Here is a 12,559-nt window from a genome sequence, read left to right as displayed (position 1 = left end):
AGTAATGTATGAGCAGTAAAGTTTCCATACTCGGCCTCAAACTCCCTACAGACCCACGCTGGGTAAACCTGGCCGCCATTTCGCTGGAAGAAGTGTTGACAGATCATGCATTCTGTGAACAGAAAGCAGCTACCTCCTGCATCTCGCTGATACAGCGGTATCCGGACAGAACAAGGCTGGTGGACGAGCTGGCGCCCATCGTTACCGAAGAATGGGGGCATTTCCGGCAGGTGCTGGCGGAAATGAAAAAACGCGGGTTCACCCTGGGCAAACAGCGCAAAGATGCATATGTGAACGAATTGATCGGTTTCCAGATCAAAGGCGGGCATCCCATGGATGTGCTGCTGGACAGGCTCCTGGTCTTCGCCCTGATAGAAGCGCGCAGCTGCGAGCGTTTCCGCCTGCTGAGCGAAGGGCTGGAAGATGCCTACCTGCGGGAGTTCTACCGCAAGTTCATGATCTCCGAAGCCGGGCATTACAAGCTGTTCATAGACCTGGCCAATGAATACCTGCCGGAAGAAAAAGTGAAGGTGCGCTGGCAGCAATGGCTGGATTTTGAGGCAAAAATGATCGCTACCCTGCAGGTGCGCGGGGACCGGATGCACTAGAAATGAAAACCCAGGTTCAGGTACGCTTTCAGCACACCGGACTGGTCCGAATACATCACCGACCCTTCCAGCGGGCCGAGGCGGGTGCTGTAACCCAACGTCATTCCGTAACCGCTCAGGTAATGGAATTTTGTGCTGGCCAGCCCGTTAAAATCGTATAACGCCACCGCTATCCGCGGTATGAAGAAAATGTTCTTTATCGCTTCGTACTGAAACCCCATTTGCAAAGAGGATACGCTGGGCGTGGTCACCTCCCCCTCATACAGCCCCATGAACGGGATCTGGTTGCGGGTGAAATCCGTAACCCCGCCGATCAGGAAATCGTTGATCAGCGTCTGGTCATAGTTGAAATTGATGCCGGCATAACCGCTCAGGTTCAGCGCGGAGCGGCGGCCCGTCTGAAAATAATAGTTCATCTTCAGCAAGACCCGCTGGTAATCCCCGAACAGCAGGCCCAGACTGTCCAGCGGCAATTCCGAACCCTCCAGGCGCACCTTGAAATCCGGGCGCTGCTGATACACCAGCCCCCCTTCCAGGTCTATCTGTGCACCACGGGTAGGATATATTTTCCTGTTGAGCGTGTTCAGCCCGTAATATAAAAATGAGTTGAGCTGCCTCGTATTCCCCTCCAGTTCGATGTTTTGAGAGAGATTGGGTTTGAGCCGCATGTACTCCCAGCGGGTTCCCGCGCCGATGGCCATCACCCTGTTCAGCATAAACTGGAGATTGGCGCCGACAGACGCGTACTTGCTGCGGTATTCCTGGCTTTTCCGGAAGCCGTCGTACACATGCAGCGGGTTGTTCGCATAATAGGCATTGATACCGAAACCTTTGTTCCGTTTACGCCCGAGGTATTTGAAGAATTCCCCCCGCAGCCGCGGGTTCTCGCTGATGGCGGCGGTAGCGGTAGCGCGGGAGTTGGGTACCACAAAATTGCGCTGCGTGAGATTGACAATAGCGCTGACATTCGTAAAGGTATTGTAATGCAGGGCCAGCTTCACAAAGGTCAGCGGGTTCTCCTCCACATCTATTTCCAGTTCGCTGCGCCCGTAGCCCAATGGATTGAGGTGATAAGTGATCTGTTTATAAAAACGGGTGCCGTACACATTCAGCACAGCCTCCCGGATCTTCTCCGGAGTATAGCAACCGCCGGGGTCCAGGCCGAGGCGACCGCGGAAGAATTTTTCATCGGAATGCACGAGGCCTTTGACGGCAATCGAAACTATCTCCACATCAGGCACCGCGGGCAAGCGGTTCTTTACAAACGGCGGCTGCGGGTACAGGGCATTCAGCGAATCGGCAAGATGTTTGAAAACAGGATACATTTCCCTCCCCTTCCGTTTTCCTTCGGCGAGAATAGAGTCCGCGCTCCCGAAGCTTGCGGCGGAATAGTTCTTCAGATCGTGATGAATATAAATATCCGCCAGCTTGCGTGCTTCCACGAAATCGTCCGCGTCCTTGTAAAATCCAAGCTGATAGATCACATCGATGGGGGTCACCAGTTCGTCCGCCTCCCGCAATCCGCCGCTGACGTTTGAACCGATAATGATATCCGCCCCCATTTCCTTTGCCGTCACGGAAGGAAAGTTCCGCACCACGCCACCATCCACCAGCTTTTTATCGCCGATGCGCACCGCCGTAAAAACCGAGGGAATAGCCATACTGGCGCGCATACTGGTTACCAGCTCTCCGCTGTCCAGCGTTACGATCTGGCCGGTAGCCACGTCTGTAGCAATGCATTTAAAGGGGATATTGAAACGGGAAAAATCTTTCACGTCACGCACCGGCCAGGCCAGCCGGGCCAGTTCCAGCCAGAGCTGCTCCCCGGAGATCACGCCGGATGTGATCTTGGGCTTTCCGTATTCGAACGGCACTTCCAGCATATAACGGTTGTATTCGGCGCGTTCCTCATAGCTGATCTCTTCCAGGGAAGGCTGATTGGAAAAAAGCGTGTTCCAGTCCAGCCGCTTTGCGATCACCGCCAGCGAATCACCGGAATACCCGATGGCATACAGGGCGCCGACGATACTGCCCATGCTGGTGCCGGACAGGTAATCGATACGAAGGCCTGCACTGTCTATCGCCTGCAAGATACCAATATGCGCCAGTCCCCTTGCCCCGCCACCACTAAGCGTGAGGCCGATATGCGGCCGTTGCTCCGGCGCCTGTTGCGCGGAGAGGGTATAAGGATAAAACCCGGCCAGAAGAAGTAAGAAAAATAATCGATGCATGCGGTCAACCATCCTGCTAATAAAGGTAACGGATTTAATCATTCTACGGGCTTTGCGGGAAAGTGATTTTATTTATTAAAGTAATTTTCTATCTTTTCAGGATAACAATTTCACATTATGAACGCATCGAATTCAAAGCAGAGCATCTGGCAGGTGATCTTTGCCTCCTCTGCCGGCACATTGATCGAATGGTACGATTTCTACATCTTTGGCAGTCTTTCTCTCATTCTTTCCGAAAAATTCTTTCCCGATTCCAATCCCACCCTCGCCTACATCGCCACACTGGCCACATTTGCCGTAGGTTTCATTGTCCGGCCGTTCGGCGCCATCGTTTTCGGCAGGCTGGGTGATATGGTGGGCCGGAAATACACCTTCCTCCTCACGCTCCTGATCATGGGCGGTTCCACCTTTGCCATCGGCCTGATACCGGGTTATGCCACTATCGGCATCCTGGCGCCCATCCTGGTACTGATCCTGCGGCTGGCGCAAGGCCTGGCCCTCGGCGGCGAATACGGCGGTGCGGCTACCTACGTGGCGGAACATTCACCGGATCACCGCAGGGGATATTATACCAGCTTTATCCAGACCACCGCCACGCTTGGCCTCTTCGTTTCGCTGGGCGTGATCCTGCTCACGCGGATGTCCATGACACCCGAGTCCTTCAACGCATGGGGATGGCGCATTCCTTTCTGGCTGAGCATCTTCCTCGTATTGATGAGCTATTATATCCGCATCAAACTGCAGGAATCCCCGCTCTTCACCAAGCTGAAAGCGGAAGGCAAAACATCAAAGAACCCGCTCAAAGAGAGCTTTGGCAATAAAGAGAACCTGAAGCTTGTACTGCTGGCGCTCTTCGGCGCTGCCATGGGCCAGGGTGTGGTATGGTACACGGGCCAGTTCTATGCCCTGTCTTTCCTCCAGAACACCATGCACATCGAATTTGTACAATCCAACGTGATCATTGCCATAGCCTTGCTGCTCGGCACACCGTTCTTCATTTATTTCGGTCACCTGTCAGACAAAGTGGGCAGAAAAAAGATCATGATGACGGGCATGCTCATCGCGGCACTGGCCTATTACCCCATCTACGGGGCGATGGACCGCACGGCAGATCTTTCGCTCAAAACCGAGGTCGCGGAGATGCACCGCATCGAAAGCAGCATTTCGAAGGATGCGGATGGCGTGTCCATAGAAAAATCCGCAAAGATCCACACGTACACAGACAGTACCAAAGTAAGCGAGATCACCACCACCATGAACAACAAGACCGATGTGAAAACACAGGTTTCCGTCAGCAATGCTAACCTCGCCTGGCTGATCTTCCTGGTATTCATACAGGTACTTTTCGTAACGATGGTATATGGGCCGATAGCAGCATTCCTGGTTGAGCTGTTTCCTACGCGTATCCGGTACACTTCCATGTCGCTCCCCTACCATATCGGCAACGGTGTGTTCGGCGGTCTGTTGCCGGCCATCGCCACATTGCTGGTGCAGCAGACGGGAAATCACCTGGCGGGGCTGATCTATCCGATCGCCATTGCCCTGATCTGCGTAGTGATCGGCGTGATATTTATAAAAGAAAAGAAAACGAAGGAGGGTTATGCGGAAGTTGCAGATCTCTGATCGCGCATTGCAGCATTGGCGCAGCCTGTAAAGGAAACTGCGGACATGCGGTCGCATCTTTGTTTCTCCCAATGATTTTTTTTATAAGTTTACAGCTTAAAGGGAGGAGCGCTTCTTTGACCACAGCTATCGCAGATATCAATAAAAACCTGCTGGAAAAGGTGTCTACGGGCAACGAGCGGGCATTCAGGGAACTTTTCCGGCAGTATGCGGACGTCCTGCACAATTACATCCACCATCTCACGAAATCTCATGAAATGGCGGAAGAAGTTGTGCAGGACATCTTTTTACAGATATGGACCTGCCGCGAGCTGCTGGCCAATGTGCGGAATTTCCGCAACTATCTTTTCGTCATTTCCCGCAATCATGCGCTCAACGTATTGAAAAAAGCGCTGCGCGAAAAAAAGCGGCAGCAGGAATGGGAGATCAGCAACACCACACAACTTCATTCTGAACAGGCGCCCGACCTGGAACCCCACCTGAGCCTGATAGAAGAGGCTATTCTGCAACTGCCTCCGCAGCAGCAAAAAGTATGGGTCATGAGCCGCAGGCAGGGCCTGAAATACCGCGAGATAGCGGAAAAGACCGGCCTCTCCCGGGAAACGGTCAAAAAATATCTCCAGCACGCCACACATGCCATCACGCAGCATGTGACCTCCCGCATGGATCTGCTGCTGCTCTCTCTGCTGGTGGCCCACCGGCTCTGAACTTCCGGCCAATGAAAAATTAACCGCTGCTGATCTTTTCTTGCCTTTCTGAAAAAATTCCGCTCCCCCATACCCCCTTTTCCTCCCTCCGGTTGTTCCTGTAATAAAGGAAAGTATTTTCTCATGGACGCATCCCGCTCAAGACTGGAACATTTGTTTGAACGCTGGTTCAATAACGAGGCTACACCTGCCGAGAGCGAAGAGCTGCAGCAATTGATAGAACAGCCGGAAACGGACCGGCAGTTGCCGCCGCTGCTGAAAAAAGCATGGGAAGAGATGCAGTCCGCCGCCGTGTACACTGCCGCGGAAAAAGATGCGCTGGCCAGCCGTATCCTGCGAAAAGCCGCCCCCCGCCATACGACCCGTCAACGTTACTATTGGGCGGCTGCCGCGGTGGCCTGCCTCATCGCAGGCGGCGCCATCTGGGCCAGCTTGCAGCGATCCGCAGCTCCCGGGCCTGCAACCGCTGCTGTCATCGACACCACTATGGATGTGAGCCCGGGCAAACAGGGCGCACTGCTGACCCTGGCGGGGGGGCAGACCATTGTGCTGGACAGCCTGGGCAACGGCCTCATCGCCAACCAGGGCGGCACGCAGGTGGTACTGAACAACGGCCAGCTGTTATATGATGCTGATGCTGCCGAATCTGTCAGTTATAACACCATTCGTACGCCGCGCGGCCGCAAATTCATGCTGGTATTGCCGGATGAAACGAAAGTATGGCTGAACGCAGCTTCCTCCATCCGCTACCCTACCGCTTTCACCGGGAATGAACGCTCCGTGCAGATCACCGGGGAAGCTTACTTTGAAGTAGCGAAAAACAAAGCCCGGCCGTTTTCCGTAAATGTGAACGATCAGGTGCGCATAGTGGTGCTTGGTACACATTTCAACATCAAGGCTTATGATAACGAAGCCTCCGCCAACACTACCCTGCTGGAAGGCGCGGTGATGATCGCCAGCGGAGGAAAGGAGCAGCGGATCAAACCCGGGCAGCAGGCCAGGGTGAGCAACGGCGCTATCCATGTAATGAATGACGTGGATATGCAGCAGGTGACTGCCTGGAAAGACGGTTACTTTAATTTCAACGGCGCCTCCCTCCAGGATGTCATGCGCCAGCTGGAACGCTGGTATGATATTGATGTGCATTACCAGGGCAACATCCCCCATCTGACCTTTGACGGAGAACTGCCCGTAACGCTGCAGCTCTCGCAGGTGCTGAAAATATTACATAAAGTAGAAGTGAAATACCGTATCGAAGAAGGAAAGCGACTGATCATTTTACCATGAACCAATATCTAAACAATGCAACAACAACCAGGATCTGAATTTTTAGAAACCTAGCCAACTGCTTTTCGGTACATCCGGAACTAAAAAACAGGGAAGTGTTTGCGGCACTTCCCTGCGGACAGCTTCAGGCTAACCCCGATAAAATAAAGTCGAACAGGACTGCTTCATCATCATTAACCTAAAACTATTCCAAAAGTATGACTTTCTACACGAATTGGAAACGTCCCTTTCATGCCTGCATGAAAGCGGCAGGGCGTACCTGCGGGACCCGGCACCGGCCGGCACCGGAACATGTCTACAGTACACTGAAAACACTGGTGAACACAATGAAATTGACAACTATTATGCTCCTGGCCTTTTGCCTGCACCTGAGCGCAAAAAGTGTGTCGCAAACGGTAACCTTCACCGGCAGGAACGTTTCCCTCTCCGCCGCGCTGGATGCCGTTAAAAAGCAAACCGGTTATGTTTTTTTCTACAACAGCAACACCATCCGCAGCAGCAAGCCCCTGAGCATACAGGCGGTGAACCAGCCGCTGCAGGTTTTCCTGGACAATATCCTGAGAGAACAGGAACTGGCCTATTCGATCGAGGACAGGGTGATCATCATCACCCGGAAACCCGCCACACCGGCAGGTTCCACCGTCGCCATACCGGCCGCCACCATCAAAGGCCGCATTACGGACGACCGCGGCAATCCGCTGCCGGGCGTATCCATCAAGGTAAAGGGCGGCAGCAGGGGCACCACTACAGACGCGGACGGTTTTTTCACACTCAGCGGTCTGGATGAAGATGCCGTGCTGGAGATCTCCTTCATCGGCTTTACGTCAAAAGAAGTCAGCATCAAGGGTAAAACCACGCTGGACTTGCAGCTGGCGCCTTCCAGCCAGGATATTGAAGCGGTAACCGTAGTGGGTTATACCAGCAAGAACGTGAAATACCTGTCCAGCGCGGTCAGCACCGTTTCCGGCGAACGCCTGCGGGATGTGACCTCCAATAACCTGTCCGACCTCCTGCAGGGCAAAGCAGCCGGTGTTGTGGTGTCCTCCGCATCGGGCGACCCTACCTCCGGCGCGGCCATGCTCATCCGCGGACAGAACACACTGGCCGCCGGCTCCGCTCCGCTGTATGTAGTGGACGGCAATATCGGCGGCACCTTCAACCCGAATGATGTGGAATCCGTGAGCATCCTCAAAGATGCTGCAGCGACGGGCCTTTACGGCTCCAGGGCGGCCAACGGCGTAGTGATCATCACCACCCGCCAGGGCAAAGCAGGCAAATCACGCATCGAGTTCAACTCTGCCACCGGCTTCAACAAGGCCAACTTCGGCAAGTTCAGGCTGATGAACGCACAACAGCTGTACGACTACCAGAACACTTTCACCACCCGCCCGGAATCGGTGCTGGAAACGGATACCGACTGGCTGGACCTGGCCTTCAGAACGGCCATGACGCAGAACTACTCCCTCTCCGCTTCCGGCGGCTCCGACAAAACACAGTTCTACGTAGGCGGCAACTACTATAATGAAGAAGGTACGCTGCTCACCAACCGCAAAAAGGCGTACAGCTTCCGTACCAATATCTCCCACCGCCTTACCGAAAAACTGAAAGTGAGCGTACTGCTGAACGGCATCTTTACAAATAACGACAATCACCAGAGCAGCACACTGTACGATGCTTTCGTGAACCTGCCCTGGGACAATCCTTACAATGCGGACGGCTCTCCCCGCCCGGGTAACAGCGCGGGCTGGCTGGGGCGCGATCAGCATAACTTCCTGCATTCCCTGCAATACAATCTTGCCAGCAACCGGAGATTTGAAGTAACGGGGGACCTGAACCTGGATTACACCATCGTGAAAAACCTGACCTTCTCCTCTTACAACAGAACGTATTTTTCCAACTACAAATCGATGGATTACTACGATCTGCGCTCACAGGAAGGCGTGGCGGACAAAGGCAACCTGTTTCACGACATTGAATACGGCAACAGGCTGTTAAGCTCCAACAGGCTGCGTTATGAGAACAACTTCGGAGAACACCATCTTTCCGCACTGGCCGTAGGTGAAACCGAAAAATACTATTTCGATAATAACGAGATATCCGGCCGCGGGCTGCCACAGGGCATGACCGCTATGTCTACCGCCACGGAAGTAAAGAACAATCCTTCCGGCGGGCGCGATGAATATGCCTTCTCCAAATGGCTGGTGCAGGGCGACTATGATTTCGCCAATAAATACTTCCTCGTAGCGTCGTTCGTGCGGGACATCTCCTCCAAGTTCGGCAACAACAATCCCGGTGGCAACTTCTACCAGGTGGGCGCTTCCTGGATACTCAGCAACGAGCATTTCATCCCTTCCACCAGCGCCATCAGCTTCCTGAAGCTGCGCCTGAGTCACGGTACGGTGGGCAATGCCCCGTCAGGCAACTACCAGGCGCTGGGATTGTATATCTACGATCAATCCGCCAGCTATGCCGGCCTGGCCGGCTCCTATCCCTCCCAGAAAGCGAACCCTGACCTTACCTGGGAAAAGATCAGGGTGAACAATGCCGGTCTTGATATCAGCTTCTTCCAGAACAGGATAGCGCTGAATGTGGATGTGTATGACAAAAGCGCAAAATCCCTCCTGATGACCAGGCTGCTGCCACTCACCAGCGGCTATACCAGCGTGCTGGAAAACATCGGGTCTGTCAACAACAAAGGGATCGAGGTCAGCCTCCATACACAGAACCTGACCGGTGCATTCAAATGGGAAACCAACTTTAATATCGCGCATAACCGCAACCGTGTAACGAAACTCAATGGTTCAGACCAGTTTGCCAATGCCGGCAATATCCAGCCCGTAGGGCTGGGGCATGATATGGACAAATGGTACATGCGCATATGGGCCGGCGTAAATCCGGAGAATGGCGATCCGCAATGGGAAAAGATAGAGACCGATGCAGACGGCAAACAGATCGTCACTTACACCAATTCCTACAATCAGGCCACTTTGCAATATACCGGCACTTCATCCGCACCCAAACTTACAGGAGGTTTGTTAAATACCTTCTCCTACAAAGGATTTACGCTCAGTGCGTTCATCAACTTCGTCAGCGGGAACCAGGTGTTTAACAGCTTCCGTCAGTTTTTTGATTCCGATGGTTTGTACGACAGCTACAACCAGATGGTGCTGGCCGATGGCTGGAACCGCTGGGAAAAGGCCGGCGACATCGCCACCCATCCCAAACCGCTGCTCGGTGGCAACAGGGCCTCCAATGAGCCTTCATCGAGGTTCCTGGAAGACGGCAGCTACATCCGCCTGCGCAACGTGCGCCTCTCCTACGATCTGCCGCAGGACCTGCTGGGAAGGGTGAAGATCGGCAGCGCCAGGGTATTTGTCAGCGGGGATAACCTGTGGACCGGCACCAGCTTTTCCGGAATGGACCCCGAAGTGGATTTCAGCTCCGGCGTTTCCGGCAACAAATATCCGATCAGCAGGAAGATCCTGTTCGGTGTAAACATTGGGTTTTAAAAATGAAGATCATGAACAGCAAACACATTCTCGCCATATTCATCTCCGGCATGGTAGCGCTTGGCGCACCGGCCTGCAAAAAATACTTCGAGCCGTCTACCGCCAAATCGGAAGACGAGGCGCTGCGCACGCCGGAAGACGTCTCGTCCGCTACCATTGGCGCCTATGCCGTACTGAAAAACCCTGCCTATGTGAGAAGCATACACTTCCTCACGGAATACCAGGGCGACAATATTGCACAGGGGCAGGCATCGTCAGACAATCTTTCCAACGCCTACCGCTACACACACCTGGTAGACATGAGCCACGTTACCAATGTATGGCAACAGTCCTACTTCGTGATCAATGCCGCCAACAAGGTGATCGCTTTCGTTCCGGATGATGCCTCCGCTACCCTCCGGCAGCTGAAAGGCGAAAACCTGTACCTCCGCGCCATGATGTATTTCAACCTCGCCCGTGTATTCGGCAGGCCTTACGCGCAGGACAATGGCGCCAGCGAAGCCGTGCCGGTAATGCCGGAAACCGGGGCGGAAGAGCTCCCGGCCCGCCAGACCGTAAAAACGGTGTACGAACAGGTGATCGGCGACCTGGAAAGGGCCGCCAACCTGATGACGGAGGACAAGAACAACAACTTCGCTTCAAAAGAAGTGGCGCAGGCGCTGCTGTGCCGCGTGTACCTGTATATGAATGACAATGAGAAAGCGATAAAGTATGCTGACACGGTGATCAATTCCGGCCGCTACGAACTGCTGCGGGGCGGCGACTACCAAAACTACTTCCGCGGCGTTCCCGAAAGCAACCGCGAAACCATCTTCTGCATCCGGCATATGAAAACAGAGAACCGGGACTTCAGCGCCATCGGCTCCATGTACTTCAGCGAAGGCGGACAGGGCGTAACCGGCTGGGGAGAAATCTATGCTTCCAAACAGTATATCGACCTGCTGGATAAATACCCGGAAGACCTCCGCCACAGCTTCATTTCGCCTTACACCACCGATGGTACGCTCAGCTATCCTTATCCCGTACCGGTCACCAACATCCGGTACAACACAAGGTTGAACCCCAATACGCCGATGTATTATATCAACAAATACAACTACCAGGAAGGGTTGGTGAATCTCAGCTCTCCCGTGTACCTCCGCCTGGCGGAAGTGATCCTGAACCGTGCGGAGGCCAATGCCAAAGGCGGCAGCGGCGGGCTGCAGGCAGCGCTGGATGATGTGAACCGGATCAGGGAACGGGCAGGACTGAGCGGAACGGCCCTGCATACGCTGGCCAGTGTGGCAGCGGCGGGGAAAACAGTGCTGGATGTGGTACTGGAAGAACGCCAGCTGGAACTTGCCTTTGAAGGGCACCGGGCGTATGACCTCTTCCGGAACAACAGGCCGCTGGAACGGAACTACCCCGGCACGCATGCGCTGAACAACACCCCCAATACCGACATCACACAAACCATATTGCCCACTGACGACAGGGTGATATTCTTTATTCCGAACAGGGAAAGACTGGTGAACAAGAATCTCACGCAGAATCCCTGAAGCCGTTAGGCGCTACGCTTTATGTTTGAAGGGGATGTATTGTAACAGATGCATCCCTTTTTTTAAGCACTACTGCTCGTCAAAATATCCCAACTCCTCCCGCAGGTCCAGGAACGGATGCGCCGCCGCCAATGCCTGTGCTTTTTTCAGATAGGCCGCCAGGAACTGCCGGTGCTGCGGGGTTTGGGGGTTAAACGGCCGGTGCTGCCTTGCCCTGAGCAGGTCCTTCACCTGCGCCAGCAAAGCCTGCCCTTCGGGATGCAGGCAGGCGGCCGTGAAATGGTCCCAGACATAACGGATGGCCAGATCGTTGGGATGCACCAGGTCTTCCTTGTAAAAACGGTAATCCCGCAGATCATCTATCACCAGCTCGTATGCAGGGAAATAAAAAAGCCGGTCGAATTTATTCACCAGGTGATGCACGGCCTGCAACAGTACAGCCTTGCCCAGGTTGTTCTCCACCACCCCATCGCGTACATACCGGACAGGGCTAACGGTGAACAGGATGTTCACCTTCCGGTTGGAAAAGAACAGCCGGTGCATCATATTATCCAGCGCTGCAATGATTTCGTCCGCCGTCAGCAGTCTTTTATAGAAAGCTGCATCCGGCACTCTATGACAATTGGCAACGATCCTGTTGTTTTCTTTCAGCTGGTACACAAAAGCGGAACCCAGGGTGATGATCAGCCAGTCTGCTTCTTTCAGGCGCTGGCTGGCAGCGGTCTGTGACTGGTTGATGGCGCGGAGGGTTTCCTCCGGGGTGGGCGTGGAAAACCGGGAATGATGGTCCCAGCTGTGCCAGAGGTCCTCATGCAGAAAGAGGTCTTCCTTCCCATACTGCTTCCCGTCCAGGTAACTTTGCATGCTTTGCGCAATGCTCAGCGGGTTAAAGAGGATGCCGTTGGGATTCATGAGGGTGTTGAACTTGTGCTGCTGCAGCAGTGCGCCGATCTCTTCCGCAAAGCAGGAACCGGAAAGCAGCAGTTTGTCGCTATACTGAATAGCTGGCTCCAGGGGAGCAACGGGAAAGGTCAGGCGAAAGTTCATGCTGCAAAA

8 protein-coding genes are annotated in these 12,559 nt (G+C 54.0%); 6 read left to right on the top strand and 2 right to left on the bottom strand.

Annotated features, from left to right (window positions below; genetic code table 11):
- Positions 1 to 8 precede the first annotated feature (8 nt).
- Entirely contained in the window at positions 9 to 608 is a 600-nt protein-coding gene (locus FW415_RS13930; protein WP_148386024.1) for a tRNA-(ms[2]io[6]A)-hydroxylase, read from the top strand.
- Here the strand turns inward: FW415_RS13930 and FW415_RS13925 are convergent.
- Entirely contained in the window at positions 605 to 2,839 is a 2,235-nt protein-coding gene (locus tag FW415_RS13925) for a patatin-like phospholipase family protein (RefSeq protein ID WP_168208822.1), read from the bottom strand. The genes FW415_RS13930 and FW415_RS13925 overlap by 4 nt on opposite strands.
- Before the next feature lie 117 nt (positions 2,840 to 2,956).
- Here FW415_RS13925 and FW415_RS13920 point away from each other — a divergent pair, with 117 nt between their 5' ends.
- The 5 genes from FW415_RS13920 (at position 2,957) to FW415_RS13900 (ending at position 11,503) form a co-directional block, all read left to right on the top strand.
- Positions 2,957 to 4,462 carry an MFS transporter gene (locus FW415_RS13920; protein WP_148386019.1) on the top strand — a complete coding sequence of 502 codons (1,506 nt, stop codon included), beginning with the start codon at positions 2,957 to 2,959 and terminating at the stop codon, positions 4,460 to 4,462.
- Between the two features lie 116 nt (positions 4,463 to 4,578).
- Positions 4,579 to 5,169 (top strand): RNA polymerase sigma factor, encoded by a 591-nt coding sequence (locus tag FW415_RS13915; RefSeq protein ID WP_168208821.1) that lies wholly within the window; start codon positions 4,579 to 4,581, stop codon positions 5,167 to 5,169.
- 123 nt (positions 5,170 to 5,292) lie between these two features.
- Positions 5,293 to 6,456, top strand: a complete 1,164-nt coding sequence (locus tag FW415_RS13910) for a FecR family protein (RefSeq protein WP_148386014.1) — start codon at positions 5,293 to 5,295, stop codon at positions 6,454 to 6,456.
- A gap of 326 nt (positions 6,457 to 6,782) precedes the next feature.
- Positions 6,783 to 9,965, top strand: coding sequence for a TonB-dependent receptor (locus FW415_RS13905; protein ID WP_168208820.1), 3,183 nt, complete (start codon positions 6,783 to 6,785; stop codon positions 9,963 to 9,965).
- 11 nt (positions 9,966 to 9,976) lie between these two features.
- Complete coding sequence (locus FW415_RS13900) at positions 9,977 to 11,503, top strand: RagB/SusD family nutrient uptake outer membrane protein (protein WP_168208819.1); 1,527 nt, start codon at positions 9,977 to 9,979, stop codon at positions 11,501 to 11,503.
- Between the two features lie 69 nt (positions 11,504 to 11,572).
- On the opposite strand, the gene FW415_RS13895 is transcribed toward FW415_RS13900, so the two are convergent.
- Positions 11,573 to 12,550 carry a GSCFA domain-containing protein gene (locus FW415_RS13895; RefSeq protein WP_148386007.1) on the bottom strand — a complete coding sequence of 326 codons (978 nt, stop codon included), beginning with the start codon at positions 12,548 to 12,550 and terminating at the stop codon, positions 11,573 to 11,575.
- Positions 12,551 to 12,559 lie beyond the last annotated feature (9 nt).

Origin of the sequence: Chitinophaga sp. XS-30, from assembly GCF_008086345.1 — a bacterium.
GTDB lineage: Bacteria > Bacteroidota > Bacteroidia > Chitinophagales > Chitinophagaceae > Chitinophaga.
This window is presented reverse-complemented; position numbering and strand designations above follow the sequence as displayed.